At 62.4% G+C, this 17541-nt stretch carries 16 protein-coding genes; 5 read left to right on the top strand and 11 right to left on the bottom strand.

Going from position 1 to position 17541, the window contains the following annotated elements; translation table 11 throughout:
* The first annotated feature begins 217 nt into the window (after positions 1-217).
* Positions 218-928, top strand: coding sequence for a FadR/GntR family transcriptional regulator (locus ACW9H9_RS06595; protein ID WP_457342352.1), 711 nt, complete (start codon positions 218-220; stop codon positions 926-928).
* 5 nt (positions 929-933) lie between these two features.
* Here ACW9H9_RS06595 and ACW9H9_RS06590 read toward each other — a convergent pair whose 3' ends face one another.
* From ACW9H9_RS06590 to ACW9H9_RS06575, 4 genes are all read right to left on the bottom strand, one after another.
* Positions 934-1536, bottom strand: a complete 603-nt coding sequence (locus ACW9H9_RS06590) for a TetR/AcrR family transcriptional regulator (RefSeq protein WP_457342351.1) — start codon at positions 1534-1536, stop codon at positions 934-936.
* A 54-nt stretch (positions 1537-1590) separates the two neighbouring features.
* Positions 1591-2433, bottom strand: coding sequence for an alpha/beta fold hydrolase (locus ACW9H9_RS06585; protein ID WP_457342350.1), 843 nt, complete (start codon positions 2431-2433; stop codon positions 1591-1593).
* A 24-nt stretch (positions 2434-2457) separates the two neighbouring features.
* Positions 2458-3474, bottom strand: coding sequence for an NAD-dependent epimerase/dehydratase family protein (locus ACW9H9_RS06580; RefSeq protein WP_457342349.1), 1017 nt, complete (start codon positions 3472-3474; stop codon positions 2458-2460).
* A 103-nt stretch (positions 3475-3577) separates the two neighbouring features.
* Positions 3578-4489, bottom strand: a complete 912-nt coding sequence (locus tag ACW9H9_RS06575) for a LysR family transcriptional regulator (RefSeq protein ID WP_457342348.1) — start codon at positions 4487-4489, stop codon at positions 3578-3580.
* Between the two features lie 110 nt (positions 4490-4599).
* On the opposite strand from ACW9H9_RS06575, the gene ACW9H9_RS06570 reads away from it, so the two are divergent.
* Entirely contained in the window at positions 4600-5436 is an 837-nt protein-coding gene (locus ACW9H9_RS06570) for an oxidoreductase (RefSeq protein ID WP_457342347.1), read from the top strand.
* A gap of 39 nt (positions 5437-5475) precedes the next feature.
* Here the strand turns inward: ACW9H9_RS06570 and ACW9H9_RS06565 are convergent, their stop codons facing one another.
* From ACW9H9_RS06565 to gloB, 7 genes are all read right to left on the bottom strand, one after another.
* On the bottom strand, positions 5476-7089 hold the full coding sequence (locus ACW9H9_RS06565; RefSeq protein ID WP_457342346.1) for an ABC transporter ATP-binding protein: 1614 nt from the start codon (positions 7087-7089) through the stop codon (positions 5476-5478).
* Between the two features lies 1 nt (position 7090).
* Positions 7091-8110 (bottom strand): ABC transporter permease, encoded by a 1020-nt coding sequence (locus ACW9H9_RS06560; RefSeq protein ID WP_457342345.1) that lies wholly within the window; start codon positions 8108-8110, stop codon positions 7091-7093.
* A 1-nt stretch (position 8111) separates the two neighbouring features.
* Positions 8112-9185 carry a microcin C ABC transporter permease YejB gene (locus ACW9H9_RS06555; RefSeq protein WP_457342344.1) on the bottom strand — a complete coding sequence of 358 codons (1074 nt, stop codon included), beginning with the start codon at positions 9183-9185 and terminating at the stop codon, positions 8112-8114.
* Between the two features lies 1 nt (position 9186).
* Positions 9187-11025 carry an extracellular solute-binding protein gene (locus tag ACW9H9_RS06550; RefSeq protein ID WP_457342343.1) on the bottom strand — a complete coding sequence of 613 codons (1839 nt, stop codon included), beginning with the start codon at positions 11023-11025 and terminating at the stop codon, positions 9187-9189.
* On the bottom strand, positions 11022-12851 hold the full coding sequence (locus ACW9H9_RS06545; protein ID WP_457342342.1) for an extracellular solute-binding protein: 1830 nt from the start codon (positions 12849-12851) through the stop codon (positions 11022-11024). Before ACW9H9_RS06545 ends, ACW9H9_RS06550 begins: the two co-directional genes overlap by 4 nt.
* A gap of 198 nt (positions 12852-13049) precedes the next feature.
* On the bottom strand, positions 13050-14462 hold the full coding sequence (locus ACW9H9_RS06540) for a transglycosylase SLT domain-containing protein (protein WP_457342341.1): 1413 nt from the start codon (positions 14460-14462) through the stop codon (positions 13050-13052).
* Between the two features lie 98 nt (positions 14463-14560).
* Positions 14561-15328, bottom strand: coding sequence for a hydroxyacylglutathione hydrolase (gene gloB / locus ACW9H9_RS06535; protein ID WP_457342340.1), 768 nt, complete (start codon positions 15326-15328; stop codon positions 14561-14563).
* 65 nt (positions 15329-15393) lie between these two features.
* On the opposite strand from gloB, the gene ACW9H9_RS06530 reads away from it, so the two are divergent.
* The 3 genes from ACW9H9_RS06530 (at position 15394) to dnaQ (ending at position 17494) form a co-directional block, all read left to right on the top strand.
* Complete coding sequence (locus tag ACW9H9_RS06530; RefSeq protein WP_457342339.1) at positions 15394-16152, top strand: class I SAM-dependent methyltransferase; 759 nt, start codon at positions 15394-15396, stop codon at positions 16150-16152.
* Between the two features lie 84 nt (positions 16153-16236).
* Positions 16237-16689, top strand: coding sequence for a ribonuclease HI (gene rnhA / locus ACW9H9_RS06525; RefSeq protein WP_457342338.1), 453 nt, complete (start codon positions 16237-16239; stop codon positions 16687-16689).
* 70 nt (positions 16690-16759) lie between these two features.
* Entirely contained in the window at positions 16760-17494 is a 735-nt protein-coding gene (dnaQ, locus tag ACW9H9_RS06520) for a DNA polymerase III subunit epsilon (RefSeq protein WP_457342436.1), read from the top strand.
* The last annotated feature ends 47 nt before the right edge of the window (positions 17495-17541 follow it).

The raw sequence follows: 17541 nt of genomic DNA, 5'->3' as shown, positions 1-17541 counted from the left end.
CCACTGATTATTGTTGTGCGGGGATCTGGGTGGGTTGTCGGTGATGTCTGACAACTTGATAGACATCATACAACTGCGTTTTTGCGGGTTGCAACGCTAATTTCAGGGGTTTTTTGGATTTTGTGGTGGTGCGAGAGGGCGGTATTTATTTGTTGTCATACAAGTTGGTGTGCGCAAGAGTGTTAGTATTGCCAGGCGCCCATGACCGGAATTCCCCATGCAAACTCCCAGCCCCGCCTTACCGCGCAAGCGTTCCCCGGGTCTTGCCCACGACATCGTCAGTGCCTTGAGTCAGCGCATTTTGCTGGGCCAACTGACGCCCGGCGAAAAACTGCCCTCCGAGTCGGCCATCGTGGGCGAATACGGGGTGAGCCGCACCGTGGTGCGCGAAGCCATTTCCCGTTTACAGGCCTCGGGGCTGGTGGAAACCCGCCACGGCGTGGGCACCTTTGTGCTGGCGCGCGACGAACGCCACGGCCTGCATCTGGCGCCGGACACCGCCGTGAGCGTGCGCAGCATTCTGGAGTTGCGCATGGGCCTGGAAACCCAGGCCGCCGCGCTGGCGGCGCTGCGCCGTACCGATGAGCAATTGCAGCAGATGCGCCAGGCGCTGGACGACTATCAGGACTCGTTGGACAACAACGACAGCAGCGTGGAGCCCGACGTGCGTTTTCACCGCCTGATCGCCCAGGCCACCGGCAACAGCTGTTTCACCGACGTCACCTATCACCTGGGCAATTCGGTGATCCCGCGCACCCGTATCAATGCGCAGGAGCGCGGCGACGCCGACCTCAAGGAATTGGGCCGCCTGGCCAACCTTGAGCACGAGGCGATCTTGAAGGCCATCCGCCGCCAGGACCCCGACGCCGCCCGCGCCGCGATGTTGCTGCATTTGAGCAACAGCCTGGAACGCATGACCGGGGAGTAGGGCGCTTACGCGGTGGAAGCGGGGCCGTCGATCAATTGCTGGAACAGCGGCGACAGCAGGTCGATCAGCACCTGTGGGTCGGCATTGGCCAGCGCCTGCAACTCGACGATTTGGCGCATCACCTGAAAGCCCGACACCAGCGCCATCACCAGCGCAGCGCGTTCTTGATGGTGGGGGCCCTTGAGGGCGGCAGCCATGGTTGCCTGATGCCCTTTTTCGATCTGTTCACGACCGATTTCGGCCGCGCGTTTGCTGGAGGCCGAGTGCAGCATGATCAAAAAACCTTCCAGCGGCGTGTTGCCCGCCCGGGTGATACTCACCAGCGCGGCGGCCATGGTGCTGCCCAGGTTTTCCTGCGCCAGGTTTTGCGCGGTGAGGATGGTTGGGCGGGCCATGGTGTAGGCGACCACTTCGGCGAACAGCTGTTCCTTGGAGCCGAAGTAGCGGTTGACCAGCATCGCCGTGACCCCAGCGCCCGCTGCGATTTCACGCACACCGGCGCCGTCGTAGCCGGACCGCGCAAAGGCTTTTCGTGCCGAGTCCAGAATGGCGTCGCGGGTGGCAGCCGCGTTGCGTCGGCGAGGTGTGGCGGCAGAGGGCGTGGGCATTGCAGTCCTGTTATCGGTTGTGGGGCGATGGGCTCGCCCCACAGGGTACAGGGTCTATTTGCTATCAAGGAAGTCCGACACGGCGGCATTGAACAATGCCGGGTCTTGCAGCATGGCGAAGTGGCTGGTGTTGGGCAGAATCAACAGGCCCGCGCCGGGAATGGTGGCGGCCATGTATTCGATGTGTTCGCGCTTGATCGCTTCGTCGTGGTCGCCATCGGCGATCAGGATCGGCGTCTTGATGCTCTGCAATTGCGCATCCGTCCAGTTGGGCTGGCTGGCCCACATGTGGCTGATCTGCTCAACGAAAGCATCGAACTCCTTAGGCGTTGGCGAGAGGCGGGCGTAGTCCTTGCCATTGCGTTCGATGAACGCGGCGAAGGTCGGGTTTTTTTCCACGCCGTCTTTCACGCCGGAGGTCTGGGTGTTGGGCGCGAAGGCAAAGACTTTGCCGATACGCTCGGGGTGGCGCAGGGCCAGGTCGATGCCGATGATGCCGCCGTCGCTCCAGCCGACGATATCGGCGCGCTTGATGTTGAGGCTGTCGAGCACGGCGACGACGTCGTCGGCCATCAAGTCATAACCGAAAGGCTGGCTGTCGCGCCCGCTGCGACCATGGCCACGGCTGTCGATGGTGATGACGGTGTGCTTGCCCTTGAGGGCGTTGATCTGGTTGCCAAAGTAGTCACCGTGGGCCAGGCCGCTGTGCAGCAGCACCACGGGCGAGCCTTGGCCGACCTTGCTGTAGTAGATCTTCACGCCTTTGACGTTGGCATAGGCGCCGTGTGCACCGGCCACGGGGGCGGGCACGGGCGGCAGGGTTTGCCAGCGTTCGGTGGCGTTAACGGCCGAGAAGGACAGCATCAGGCAGGCAGCGGCGAGTAAACGACGTGACATGGTGTTTCCTTTTGGGGGGTGGGGTTAGAGCGCTTGATGTTGGATCAAGCTGCGTGCGCAGTCGATCACTGTTTCACGGGCAGGGCGCGGGTTCCAGCCGAGCAGCCGCCGCGCCTTTTCGTTGCTGTGGCGGTGGGCGCGTCCCAGGTTGGGCGTGAGCCCCTGTAGCGGTGGATCGAAACGTGCCAGCAGGCGCAGCAGCCAGTCGGGAATCGAGCGGGTCGGCACTTTGCTCGCCGCCGTTCCCAGGTGTTCACGCAGCACCTGGGATATTTGCGCCATCCACAAAAATTCCCCGGTGGCGAGCACGCGCTGTGATTGGGCGGTCGGTGAGGTCATGGCACGAATATGCAGGTCGGCCAGGTCGCGTACATCGACCACTTCAAACCCCAGGCGTGGGTTGCCCTTGGCCCGGCCTTGCAGCAGCCGGGCGATGACTTGCACCGAGCCCAGGGTGTCACGGCTCATGATCGGGCCAAACACGGCGCCCGGCAGAACGGTGGTCAACGTGGTGCCGTGCTGGTCTGCCATGAAGTCCCAGGCAGCCCGTTCGGCCAGGCGCTTGGCCTGGCGGTAGGGCGGCACGCCGGTTTCGTCGGGGTCGAACCAGACCCATTCGTCGCTCATGCTGTCGGGGCTTTGCAGCGGGGGTGTGGCCACCGTGGCAGCGCTGGTCATCACCACCCGGCGCACACCGGCCCGGGTGGCGGAGCGCAGGATGCGCAAGGTGCCGTCCCGGGCGGTCGCGATCAGGTCCTGTGGCTGTTGCGTGGCCTCAAGGCCCAGCGGTGAGGCGACGTGCAGCACGTAGTCGCAGCCGGTCATGGCGCTGTCCCAGCCGTCGTCACGGGTCAGGTCGGCGCAGAAAAAACTCAGCCGCGAATCGTCGATGCCCTGGTGCAGCAACGCACTGCGCACGCTGCTGGCCTTGCCCAGGTCGCGCAGGCTGGTACGCACGGTGTAGCCCTGTTGCAACAGGCCCGCCAGGCACCACCCGGCGACGTAGCCGGTGCCCCCTGTGACCAAAACGGTTTCTGCCATGCGTTTCTCCGAGAAGGGAATGAGACAGTGCCGACTTTAGGGCTGAACAGTTTATAAGTCTACATGTGTATACAAAGACTTCGACGAAGTGCACGGCCCCGGTTCAGCCGGCGCGCGTTTCGGCGACCCACGCCGTGGCCAGGTCGATAAACGCGCGCAACTTGGGTTGGCTCTGGGTGCGGCTGGGAAAGTACAGGTACAGCCCGGCGCTGGGCGGGACGAAAGGCGCCAAGACCTTGACCAGCGCGCCAGAGGCCAGGTCGTCCCGGACCTCGAAGTCACTGACGTACGCCAGCCCCTGGCCTGCGCGGGCGGCGGCGATCATCAGGTTGCGGTCATTGACGACCAGAGCGCCCTGAACCCCCATGGTGAACTCCCGCCCGGCGCGGGTGAACTCCCAACGGTGGGCCATGCCGGACGTGAGGAAGCGGTAGCCGATGGTGTCGTGCGCGGTCAGGTCTTCGGGGGCGAGCGGGATGCCTGCCCTGGCGAAATAGGCCGGAGAGCCCACCACCGACCAGCTCAAGTCGGGGGTGAGGCGCACGGCAATCATGTCTTTGTCGATGGAATCGCCCAGGCGGATGCCCGCGTCGAAACCCTGGGTCACCAGGTCGACCGTGGCGTCATCCAGCGAAATATCGAGCATCACATCCGGAAACGCCTGACGAAAACGCGGGATCAACGGCTCAATCAGCAGCTTGCCCGACAGGCGCGGCACGGTCAGGCGCAGGGTGCCCATGGGGCGATCGCGAAAATTGCCGAGCGCTGCCAACGCCTCGTCGATTTCCCCGGCGGCGGGGCGCAGCCGGGTGTACAGCGTCACACCGGCTTCGGTCAGCGCGACCCGCCGGGTGGTGCGCTGGAACAGCAGTACACCGGTGCGTTTTTCCAGGGTTTTGACGGCGTGGCTCACGGCGGTGGGCGTCACGCCCAGGCGGGCGGCGGCCTGGGTGAAATTCTTGAGTTCGGCCACCGCCAGAAACTCGGTCAGGCCACTGAAAGGATCGCTGTTCATGACAGGTTCATTATGAAATTGAATTTTATAGTGCGTGCAGTATGAGGCCATTTTTCGTGTTAATGCCAGCGCGTATCGTGGCCTCACATTCATTCACCGAGGTACGCAACATGAGTTCTTTTAAACGTGTCTGGCTGGTTACCGGTGCATCCCGTGGTATCGGCGCCAAAATCGTCGCTGCTGCGCTGGCCCAAGGTGACGCAGTGGTCGCCACCGCCCGTCATGTACAGGCCGTGACCGACCGGTTCGGCGCTCAGCCAGGGCTGTTGGCGGCGCAGTTGGACGTGACCGACGAAGCCCAGGCCGCAGCGGTGGCCGAGGCGGCCGTGGCGCAGTTCGGGCGCATCGACGTGTTGGTCAACAATGCCGGTTTCGGCTTGCTGGGGGCGGTGGAGGAGGCGTCTGCCGAGGAGACGCGCCGGTTGTACGAAACCAACGTGTTCGGCCTGCTTAACGTGACGCGCGGTGTGTTGCCATTTATGCGCAAGGCACGCAGCGGGCACGTCATCAACATTTCGTCGGTGGGCGGGTTTCAGTCGGCGTCGGGGTATGGCGTGTATTGCTCCACCAAGTTTGCCGTCGAGGGCTTGAGTGAAGCCTTGCACACGGAGCTGGCTCCGTTGGGCATCAAGGTGACGGTGGTGGAGCCGGGCTATTTCCGTACCGATTTCCTGGACAGCAACTCCCTGGTGGAATCACCGGCCAGCATCGAGGATTACGCGGCCACGGCGGGCGAGGTGCGCAAGTTGGCCAAGGTCTACAACCAGCAGCAGCCCGGCGACCCGTACAAGCTGGCGGTGGCCATGCTCAAACTGGTGGAGGCGCCGGACGCACCGCTGCGCCTGGCATTGGGCACCGACACCTTGCGGGTGATCGATGCCAAGCTTGCCCATGTGCAGGCAGAAACACAGGCCTGGCGCACGTTGTCGGCCTCGACGGATTTTTGATCCAGGCCGCTTGGGGGAGTGGGCTCCCCCAACACCGGATCAGGCGGTTTTCGGGCAGGGCACCAGGAACGCCGCCTCCAGCAGCTGCCGGGTGTAGGCATGTTGCGGGTTGGCGAAAATCGCCTGGGCCTCGCCTTGTTCCACCACTTGCCCGTGCTTGACCACCATCAGTTGGTGGCTCAAGGCCTTGACCACCGCCAGGTCGTGGCTGATGAACAGGTAGGTCAGGTTGTACTTGGCCTGCAGGTTGCGCAGCAATTCCACCACCTGGCGCTGCACCGTGCGGTCCAGGGCCGAGGTGGGTTCGTCCAGCAGGATCAGGCGGGGCTTGAGTACCAGGGCGCGGGCGATGGCGATGCGCTGGCGTTGCCCGCCGGAGAACTCGTGGGGGTAACGGTGGCGGCTTTGCGGGTCCAGGCCCACTTCTTCCAGCGCGGCGATGATGGCCGCTTCCTGTTCGGCGGCGGTGCCGATCTTGTGAATGCGCAGGCCTTCGCCGACGATTTCGCTGACGCACATGCGCGGGCTCAGGCTGCCGAACGGGTCCTGGAACACTACCTGCATTTCCCGGCGCAGGGGGCGCACCTGTTGTTGGCTCAGTCGGTCCAGGGGCTGGCCTTCGAAACGGATGCCGCCTTTGCTAGCGATCAACCGCAAAATCGCCAGGCCGAGGGTGGATTTGCCCGAGCCGCTTTCGCCGACGATGCCCAGTGTCTGGCCTTGCGGCAGGCTGAAGTGGATGCCGTCCACCGCCTTGACGTAATCGACGGTGCGGCGCAACACACCTTTTTTGATGGGAAACCAGACTTTCAGGTTATCGACTTCCAGCAACGGCGGGCCGATGAGGTTGGTGGCCGGCAATCCGCTGGGCTCGGCGGCCAGCAATTCCTGGGTATAGGGATGCTGCGGCGCCTGGAACAGTGTTTCGCAGTCGGCCTGTTCGACGATGCGGCCTTTTTGCATCACGCACACCCGGTGGGCGATGCGCCTCACCAGGTTCAGGTCGTGGCTGATCAGCAGCAAGGCCATGCCCAGGCGGGCTTGTAGCGATTTGAGCAGTTCGAGGATTTTCAGTTGCACCGTTACGTCGAGGGCGGTGGTCGGCTCGTCAGCGATCAACAGTTCCGGCTCGTTGGCCAGGGCCATGGCGATCATCACCCGCTGGCGCTGGCCGCCGGACAGTTCGTGGGGCAGGGCCTTGAGCCGCTTGTGCGGTTCGGGGATGCCCACCAGTTCCAGCAGTTCGAGTGTGCGCCGGGTGGCCACTTTGCCGGTCAGGCCCTTGTGCAGGCCCAGGACCTCGTTGATCTGCTTCTCGATGGAGTGCAGCGGGTTCAGCGAGGTCATTGGCTCCTGGAAAATCATCGCAATCCGGTTGCCACGAATGTGGCGGATGGTTTTCTCTTTTTGCGTGAGCAGGTCCTGCCCGGCGTACTCGATGGTGCCCGTGGGGTGGCGCGCCAGCGGGTAGGGCAGCAGGCGCAGGATCGAATGCGCGGTCACGGATTTGCCCGAGCCGCTTTCGCCCACCAGCGCCAGGGTTTCGCCGCGCTTGATGTCAAAGCTGATGTGTTCCACCACGCGTTGGTGGTGGGTGCCGGTGACGAACTCGACGCTGAGGTCGCGGACTTCGATCAGATTGTCCTGATTCATCTCATTTCCTCGGGTCGAAGGCGTCGCGAGCGGACTCGCCGATAAACACCAGCAAACTCAACATGATCGCCAGCACCGCAAAGGCGCTGATGCCCAGCCACGGTGCTTGCAGGTTGGATTTGCCCTGGGCCACCAGTTCCCCCAGGGAGGGCGAGCCTGCGGGCAGGCCAAAGCCCAGGAAGTCCAGGGCGGTGAGGGTGCCGATGGCGCCGGTCAGGATGAACGGCATGAAGGTCATGGTGGACACCATCGCGTTAGGCAGGATGTGGCGGAACATGATCGCGCCGTTCTGCATGCCCAGTGCGCGGGCGGCGCGCACGTATTCCAGGTTGCGCCCGCGCAGGAACTCGGCGCGCACCACGTCTACCAGGCTCATCCACGAAAACAGCAGCATGATGCCCAGCAGCCACCAGAAGTTGGGTTGCACGAAGCTGGCCAGGATGATCAACAGGTAGAGCACCGGCAGGCCGGACCAGATCTCCAGGAAACGCTGGCCGGCCAGGTCCACCCAGCCGCCGTAGAAACCCTGCAAGGCCCCGGCGATGACGCCGATGATCGAGCTGAGCACGGTCAGGGTCAGGGCGAACAACACCGACACGCGAAAGCCGTAGATTACCCGGGCGAGCACGTCGCGGCCCTGGTCATCGGTGCCCAGCAGGTTGTCCCGCGAGGGCGGGGCGGGAGCGGGCACTTTCAAGTCGTAGTTGATGCTCTGGTAGCTGAACGGGATCGGCGCCCACAGTGTCCAGGCGTCCTTGGCCTTGAGCAGTTCCTGGATGTAGGGGCTCTTGTAGTTGGCTTCCAGCGGGAATTCACCGCCAAAGGTGGTTTCGGGGTAGCGCTTGAGCGCCGGGAAATACCAGCCGCCGTCGTAGTGCACGGCCAGCGGTTTGTCGTTGGCGATCAGCTCGGCGCCCAGGCTCAGCACAAACAGCACCAGGAACAGCCACAGCGACCACCAGCCACGCTTGTTGGCCTTGAAACGTTCAAACCGGCGACGATTGAGGGGGGACAGGTTCATCTCAATGCTCCCGGCTGCCGAAGTCGATACGCGGATCGACCAGGGTGTAAGTAAGGTCGCCGATCAGTTTTACCACCAAGCCCAGCAGGGTAAAGATGAACAGCGTGCCGAACACCACTGGATAATCGCGGTTTATAGCGGCTTCAAAGCTCATCAGGCCCAGGCCGTCGAGGGAGAAGATCACTTCGACCAGCAGCGAGCCGGTGAAGAAAATGCCGATGAAGGCCGACGGGAAACCGGCGATGACCAACAGCATGGCGTTGCGAAACACATGGCCGTACAGCACGCGGTTATTGGTGAGGCCCTTGGCCTTGGCGGTGACCACGTATTGCTTGTTGATCTCGTCCAGGAAGCTGTTTTTGGTGAGCAGGGTCATGGTGGCGAAGTTGCCGATCACCAGCGCGGTAATCGGCAGGGCCAGGTGCCAGAAGTAATCGAGGACCTTGCCGCCCGCACTCAGTTCGTCAAAGTTGTTGGAGGTGAGCCCGCGCAGCGGGAACCAGTCCAGGTAGCTGCCGCCCGCGAACACGACGATCAACAGGATGGCGAACAGGAACGCAGGGATGGCATAGCCGACGATGATGGCCGAGCTGGTCCACACGTCAAAATGGCTGCCATGCCGCGTGGCCTTGGCGATGCCGAGCGGGATCGACACCAGGTACATGATCAGCGTGCTCCACAGTCCGAGGGAAATGGACACCGGCATCTTTTCCTTGATCAGGTCGATGACCTTGGCGTCGCGGAAAAAACTGTCGCCAAAGTCGAGCCGGGCGTAGTTCTTGACCATGATCCACAGCCGTTCCGGCGCCGACTTGTCGAAGCCGTACATTTTTTCGATTTCCTTGATCAGTGTCGGGTCCAGGCCTTGCGCGCCACGGTAGTTGGAGCCCGCCACCGAGACTTCGGCGCCGCCGCCCGCGATGCGGCTGGTGGCGCCCTCAAAGCCCTCGAGCTTGGCGATCATCTGTTCGACGGGGCCGCCGGGCGCGGCCTGGATGATCACGAAGTTGATCAGCAAAATGCCGAACAGGGTGGGGATGATCAGCAGCAGGCGGCGAAAAATATAGGCCAGCATCTCAGTCGCCTCCATTGGCCGGATCGGCGCTGTGAGAGGTATCGACGGTGACCGCCGGGGTCACATCGGGTTTGCTCCACCAGGTGGCGGTGCCCACGTCATACAGCGGTGAAATCGCTGGATGGCCGAGGTGATTCCAGTACGCCACGCGGAACGTCTTGATGTGCCAATTGGGGATCACGTAGTAGCCAAATTGCAGCACCCGATCCAGCGCCCGCGCATGGGCGATGAGGCTGTCGCGCGAGCCTGAGTCGATCAGCGCTTCTACCAGCTGGTCGATGGCCGGGTCTTTGAGGCCGATGTAATTGCGGCTGCCGGGCTTGTCGGCGCTGCTGGACTTCCAGAACTCGCGCTGTTCGTTGCCCGGCGAGGAGGATTGCGGAAAGCTGCCGACGATCATGTCAAAGTCTCGCGAGCGCACGCGGGTGATGAATTGCGAAACGTCGACGCGGCGAATCACCAGGTCGATCCCCAGGTCTGCCAGGTTGCGCTTGAACGGCAACAGGATGCGCTCGAACTCGGTCTGCGCCAGCAAGAACTCGATGGTCACCGGTTTGCCGGTGGTGTCGACCATCTTGTCGTCGACGATTTTCCAGCCGGCTTCCTGCAGCAATTGGTAAGCCTCGCGCTGCTGGGTGCGGATCATGCCGCTGCCGTCGGTTTTGGCCGGCTCGAAGGCTTCGGTGAAGACCTGGGGCGGGATTTTCTCGCGCAGCGGTTCAAGAATCGCCCGTTCATCGGGGCTGGGCAGGCCGGTGGCGGCCATTTCCGAGTTTTCAAAGTAACTGCGGCTACGGGTGTAGGCGCCGTTGAACAGCTGCTTGTTGCTCCACTCAAAGTCAAGCAGCAGGCTGATGGCCTTGCGCACGCGTACGTCCTGGAACATGGGCTTGCGGATGTTGAACACAAACCCTTGCATGCCGGTGGGGTTGCCGTTGGGGATCTGTTCCTTGATCAAGCGGCCCTGGGTCACGGCTGGGACGTTGTAGGCGTTGGCCCAGTTTTTGGCGCTGATTTCCTGCCAGTAGTCGAACTGCCCGGCCTTGAGCGCCTCAAGGGCGACGGTGCTGTCGCGGTAATAGTCGGTCACGCGGTAGTCGAAGTTGTACAGGCCCTTGTTGATCGGCAGGTCTTTGCCCCAGTAATCCTTGACCCGCTCATAGCGCACCGAGCGCCCGGCCTTGACGTCGGCCACCTGGTACGGGCCGCTGCCCAACGGTATTTCCAGGTTGCCCTTGCTGAAATCGCGGGTGGCCCACCAGTGCTTGGGCAGCACCGGCAGTTGGCCCAGGATCAGCGGCAGTTCGCGGTTGTTGGTGCGTTTGAACTTGAACAGCACGCGCAACGGGTCTTCGGCGACCACTTCGTCGACATCGGCGTAGTAGGTGCGGTAGAGCGGGGTGCCGACCTTGGTCAGGGTGTCGAACGTGAACACCACGTCTTCGGCGCGGATCGGGTGGCCGTCATGGAAGCGTGCTTCGGGGCGCAGGTAGAAGCGCACCCAGCTGTTGTCCGGGGCTTTTTCGATCTTGCCGGCCACCAGGCCGTACTCGGTGAACGGCTCGTCCATGCTCTGGGTCATGAGCGTGTCGTAGATCAGCCCGATATTGTCGGCGGGCACGCCTTTGCTGATGAACGGGTTGAGGCTGTCGAAACCTGCGATGCTCGACTCGCGAAACGTGCCGCCCTTGGGCGCGTCGGGGTTCACGTAGTCGACATGCTTGAAGTTGGCGGGGTACTTGGGCGGTTCGTTGTACAGGGTCAGGGCATGTTGCGGCGCCGCCTGGATCGCGGCGCAAAACAGCAGGCTGCCGAGTATCGCAGTACGCAAAGGCATCATTGGGCTTTCTCCGAAGCTTTCAGCCACCACGCGCTCAGGCCCAGGCTGTAGGGCGGCGTGGTGACAAAGGCGAACCGGTTGCGGTACGCCAGGCGATGATAGTTGAGATACCAGTTGGGAATACTGTAGTGCTGCCAGAGCAGGACCCGGTCGAGGGCGCGGCCGGCAGCCAGTTGTTCTTCGCGGGTTTGCGCGGCCAGCAGTTGCTCCAGCAGACGGTCGACCACCGGGTTGGCGATGCCCGCATAATTCTTGCTGCCCTTGATGGCCGCCTGGCTGGAGTGAAAGTACTGCCACTGCTCAAGACCGGGGCTCAGGGTCTGGTTGAGGGTCATCAGAATCATGTCGAAGTCGAATTGATCGAGGCGTTGTTTGTACTGTGCCCTGTCCACGGTGCGCAAGCGCGCGTCCACGCCGATGCTCAGCAGATTTTCGACATAAGGTTGCAGGATGCGCTCAAGGTTCGGGTTAACCAGCAGAATCTCCACACGCAACGGCTGGCCGTCACTGTTGAGCAGGCGCTGGCCGGAGAGTTTCCAGCCGGCCTCGGCGAGCAGGGCCAGGGCTTGGCGCAGGGTGTCGCGGGGGATGCCACGCCCGTCGGTCTGCGGCAGGCTGAATGGTTGGGTGAACAGCCTGGGCGACAGTTGGTCGCGGTACGGCGAAAGCATCAGCCATTCATGCCCCACGGGCACGCCGGTGGCGGAGAATTCGCTGTTGGGGTAATAGCTGAGGCTGCGTTTGTAAGAGCTGCTGAACAGCGTGCGGTTGGTCCATTCAAAGTCGAACATCAGCCCCAACGCCTCGCGCACCTTGGCCTGGCTGAAGGCCGGGCGCCGGGTGTTCATGAACAGGCCTTGGCTTTGCGTGGGGATCTGGTGGGCGATCTGCGCCTTGATCACTTCGCCACGATTGACCGCCGGGAAGGTGTAGTTGTTGGCCCAGTTCTTGGCCTGGTGCTCGATATAAATGTCGAATTCGCCCGCCTTGAAGGCTTCAAAGGCCACGTCGCTGTCGCGGTAGAACTCCACTTCGACCTTGTCGTAGTTATAAAAGCCGCGGTTGACCGGCAGGTCTTTGCCCCAGTAATCCTTGACCCGTTCAAACACCAGTTGCCGCCCGGGCGTGACCTTGCTGATGCGATAGGGCCCGCTGCCCAAGGGCGGCTCAAAGGTGGTGGCCTTGAAATCGCGGTTTTTCCAATAGTGTTGGGGCAGTACCGGCAGTTCGCCCAGGCGCAGGATGAGCAGCGGGTTGCCCGCGCGTTTGAACACAAAGCGGATGCGATGGCGGTTGAGCACGTCGACCCGGGCCACTTCCTGCAAGCTGGTGCGGTATTGGGGGTGGCCTTCGGTGAGCAGGGTGCGATAGGAAAACGCCACGTCATAGGCGGTGATCGGCTTGCCATCATGAAAGCGCGCTTCGGGGCGCAGGTTGAACACTACCCAGCTGCGGTCTTCGCTGTATTCCACCGATTGGGCGATCAGGCCGTAGCTTGAGGTGGGTTCGTCGCCGGAGGGCGCGTATTGGCCGGTGCCCACCATCAGCGGCTCGTTGAGCTCGTTGACCCCGTATTGCAGGAAGTTGGCAGTGGAGACCGGGCTTGAACCCTTGAAGGTGTAAGGGTTGAGCGTATCGAACGTGCCAAAGGCCATCACCCGCAAGGTGCCGCCTTTTGGCGCTGCAGGGTTTACCCAGTCGAAGTGGGTGAATTTGGCCGGGTACTTGAGCGTGCCGAACTGCGCATAACCGTGGCTCTCGGTGATGGTCGCGTTCGCGCAAAAGCTCAAGGCCAGACTTATTAGTAGAAGGAGGGGACGCTTCAAGTCAGGAATCCGATCCAGGCGGCTTGGGCTTTGTGGTCGGTACAGTAACAGCTTGTTCCGGCTGGAAAAAGGCTGTTGAAGGGCGGTGATTCGATGGGGGCGCTGGTTTGGCGGTGGCGGCGGCAGATCAGTCGCTGTTCAGCTTGACTGGCCTGCCGCCATCACGTGTCGGCTAGCGTTGTGCGGTGAGGGGCCGGTTCAGCGCGGCCCGGACACCACCAGCATTTGCCCGGGCTTGAGGGCCTGGCCAGTGCGCGGGTTCCAGCGCTTGAGATGTTGCATCTCGACGTTGAAGCGCTTGGCGACGATGTACAGCGAGTCGCCTTTCTTGACCTTGTACTGCATCGGCTTTTTGCTGTCGGCCTTGGCCACCAGCTTGCGCGTGTCCTGCATCACCAGGGTCTGGCCCACCTTCAAGGCCTGGCCATTGAGCTTGTTCCAGCGTTGCAGGTCATGGACATCGACCTTGTTGGCCTTGGCGATCAGCGTCAGGTTGTCGCCGTTCCTGACCTTGTAGTTGCGGCTGCGCCCGGCGACAGCCTGGTGTTCAGGCTCATCGAACACCGGCTTCTTGGGACGCATGCTCAACAGTTCTTCAGGTTTCATCGCCTGCAGGCTGCTGGCCAGCAAGTGCGCCTTGGAGGTCGGCACCAGCAGGTGCTGCGGGCCATCCAGGGTGGTGCGTTGCTTCAGGGCCGGGTTGAGCTGGAACAGTTCGTCCTCGTCGATCTCGGCCAGCGCCGCGACGCGAGACAGGTCCATGCTCTGCTTGACTTCAACCACTTCGAAATACGGCTGGTTGGCGATGGGGTTCAGGTTGACGCCATAGGCTTCCGGGGCCAGCACCACCTGGGACAGCGCCAGGAACTTGGGCACGTAGTCGCGGGTTTCCTGGGGCAGCGGCAGGTTCCAGTAGTCGGTGGGCAGGCCGAGCTTTTCGTTGCGCTCGATGGCCCGGCTGACGGTGCCTTCGCCGGCGTTATAGGCCGCCAGGGCCAGCAGCCAGTCGCCGTTGAACATGTCATGCAGGCGGGTCAGGTAGTCCAGGGCGGCGGTGGTGGAGGCCGTGATGTCACGGCGGCCATCGTAGGCGCGGGTCTGGCGCAGGTTGAAGTAGCGCCCGGTGGAAGGGATGAATTGCCACAACCCGACCGCGTCGCTGCGCGAATAGGCCATCGGGTTGTAGGCGCTTTCAATCACTGGCAGCAGCGCCAGTTCCAGGGGCATGTTGCGTTCTTCAAGACGTTCGACGATGTAATGCATGTAGAGACTGCCGCGTTCTCCGGCGTTCTCTAAAAAGGAAGGGTTGCTGGCGAACCACAGCCGCTGTTGCTCGATGCGCGGGTTCACGCCCAGCCCGTCCTGCAATTGAAAGCCCCGGCGCATGCGTTCCCAGACATCCTGGGGTACATCGGGGTTGGCCTTCTCGGTGAGCCAGATCGGTTTTTGCTTGATTTTGGCAGTGAGGTTCGGCTTGGGTTGCACGGTGGATTGTGCGGCGAAATTCGTCGATTGGCAGCCCGCCAGGGTGGCGGACACAGCCACCGCCACGGCTTGGGCCAGGCGGGTCAATGCGTCTGAATGGTTGGATTTACGAATAGATGACGACATTGGCTGGAAGTAAGTTCCGGGCAAAAATGTCGGGCGATTCTAGAAAGCGCTTTGGTTGCGGTCAACCATTCAGAAATTACGTACCAAAATCCTTCTTCTTAGAAAGAATCTTTCCAGGACCGCAAGCTAGCAAATACCTCGCTTGCGCTGTGGTTATCGCGACCGCTCCGTTCGTCTGCTTTTTCTTTAACAGATGTTTCGGCTGTACGCAGGAAGGGATTGGTGCGTTTTTCGAGCGCCAGGGTCGACGGCAGCGTAATCTCACCGTTTTCCCGTAGTTTCCTGACGTTCTCTACGCGTTCGGCGATATCGGCATTGTCCGGCTCTACCGCCTGGGCAAACCTGAGGTTGCTTTGCGTGTACTCGTGCGTGCAGTACACCCGCGTGCTGGCCGGCAACGCTGCCAGGCGCTCGAGCGAGGTGTGCATTTGTTGCGGCGTGCCCTCGAACAGGCGGCCGCACCCGGCGGCAAACAGGGTGTCGCCGCAAAACAGCACGCCCTCGTGATAATAGGCAATATGGCCCAGGGTATGGCCTGGCACGGCAAGTACCTCGAACGCCCAGCCGAGCACGGTGATGCGTGCGTTGTCGTCGAGGGCCACGTCCCGCGCCGGGATTTTTTCATGGGCCGGGCCGTAGACCGTCGCCCCGCAAACACGTTTAAGTTGCTCGACGCCGCCGACGTGATCATTGTGATGATGGGTGATGAGGATGTCGCTGAGGGTCCAGCCAGGGTGTTGTTCAAGCCAGGCCAGCACGGGCGCGGCGTCGCCGGGGTCGACCACGGCGCAGCGTTGGGTGTGTGGGTCTTGTAACAACCAGATGTAGTTATCGGTGAAGGCGGGCAGGGCACTGATCTGTATCATTCTTCGATTCGCCAAGCTGAACACATTGGTGCATCTTAGAGCGTCTTGGCGAGTTGGAGAATGCAATGACTGATAAAGCGTTCGCCCAGGCCGATCCCGAGTGGCTGGCCTTGATCGGAGCAGCCCGTGAATGGCTGTCCGGGCCTGTCGGGCAATTTTTGCTGGAAGAAGAACGGCGCATGCTCGAAGACGAGCTGGGCCGTTTTTTTGGGGGTTACCTGGTGCATTACGGCCCGTCGGCGCAAACCCCGCCGGTCGCGCCGCAGGTGCAGCGCACTGTACGCCTGGGCGCACCGTTGCCCGGGGTCGAGATCGTTTGTGAAGAACAGGCCTGGCCGTTGAGCGAGCACGCCGCCGATGTGGTGGTGTTGCAGCACGGGCTGGACTTTTGCCTGTCGCCCCACGGTTTGCTGCGTGAGGCGGCGAGCAGCGTACGCCCCGGCGGGCATTTGCTGATCGTGGGCATCAACCCCTGGAGCAGTTGGGGCCTGCGGCATTTCTTTGCCCATGACGGCTTGCGCCAGGCGCGCTGTATCTCGCCGTCGCGGGTTAGCGACTGGTTGAACCTGCTGGGCTTCGCGCTGGAGAAACGCCGCTTCGGGTGCTATCGTCCGCCGCTTGCGTCCACCAAATGGCAGGGCCGCCTGGCGGGCTGGGAGCGCCGCGCAGGCAGTTGGCAGTTGTCGGGCGGTGGCTTCTATTTACTGGTGGCCCGCAAGATCGCGGTGGGGTTGCGGCCCGTTCGCCAGGTACGGCGCGAACCGATGGGCAAGCTGGTGCCGATGCCGCTGGCCAAGGTCAATCGCGAACAGGGCAAACCGTAAAAATACCTTTTTGATTGCAGGTCGGGTTTTCCGGCCTCGGGCCTGTGCCGATCGTTTGTCGGCGGGCCGTTCCAGGACAGTGAAATGACAGACAGCGTAGAACTCTTCACCGATGGCGCCTGCAAGGGCAACCCCGGCCCCGGCGGCTGGGGCGCCTTGCTGGTGTGCAAGGGCGTGGAGAAGGAATTGTGGGGCGGCGAAGCCAACACCACCAACAATCGCATGGAGCTGATGGGCGCTATCCGTGGCCTTGAAGAACTCAAGCGCCACTGCGACGTGTTGCTGGTGACCGACTCTCAATACGTGATGAAGGGCATCAACGAGTGGATGGTCAACTGGAAGAAGCGCGGCTGGAAAACCGCAGCCAAGGAACCGGTGAAAAACGCCGACCTGTGGCAGTTGCTCGACGAGCAGTGCAACCGCCACAACATCACCTGGAAGTGGGTGCGCGGGCACATCGGCCATCACGGTAACGAACGGGCCGACCAGTTGGCCAACCGTGGCGTGGACGAAGTGCGCGGCTACAAGCAGAACTGATGCCCGCCGCCGTGTTAATATCCCGCCCCTTGATGTGTACCGACCCGCTGAGAGCTGAACCCTGATGGCCATCCGATCTGTAGTACTCGATACCGAAACCACCGGCATGCCGGTGACCGACGGCCACCGGATCATCGAGATCGGCTGTGTCGAGTTGATGGGCCGGCGCCTCACCGGTCGTCACTTCCACGTGTACCTGCAACCGGACCGTGAAAGTGACGAGGGCGCGATCGGCGTCCACGGTATTACCGACGAGTTCCTCAAGGGCAAGCCGCGTTTCGCCGAAGTGGCTGACGAATTCTTCGAGTTCATCAACGGCGCACAACTGATCATCCACAACGCGGCGTTTGACGTCGGCTTCATCAACAACGAATTCGCCCTGATGGGGGCCGCGGATCGCACTGACCTTTCCCGTCACTGTTCGATCCTCGATACCCTGATGATGGCGCGCGAGCGTCACCCGGGGCAGCGCAACAGCCTCGATGCGTTGTGCAAACGCTACGGTGTCGACAACTCGGGCCGTGAGCTGCACGGCGCGTTGCTCGACTCCGAGATTCTGGCCGACGTCTACCTGGCCATGACCGGTGGCCAGACCAGCCTCTCGCTGGCAGGCAACGGTGCCGACGGTAGCGGCGCAGAAGGCTCGGGCAACCGGCCCTCCGAAATCCGCCGCTTGCCGGCCGACCGCAAGCCCACCGCGATCATTCGTGCCAGCGAGCACGACCTGGCCGAACATGCCGGGCGCCTCGAGGCGATCGCCAAGTCGGCGGGTGCACCGGCGCTGTGGTCGCAGCTGTCCCAGTAATTTTCCTGACGCTGTCCTTATCTTCATTCGCCACATCGGGCCCGAGC

Source organism: Pseudomonas sp. SDO5215_S409 (genome assembly GCF_054071325.1).
This window is presented reverse-complemented; position numbering and strand designations above follow the sequence as displayed.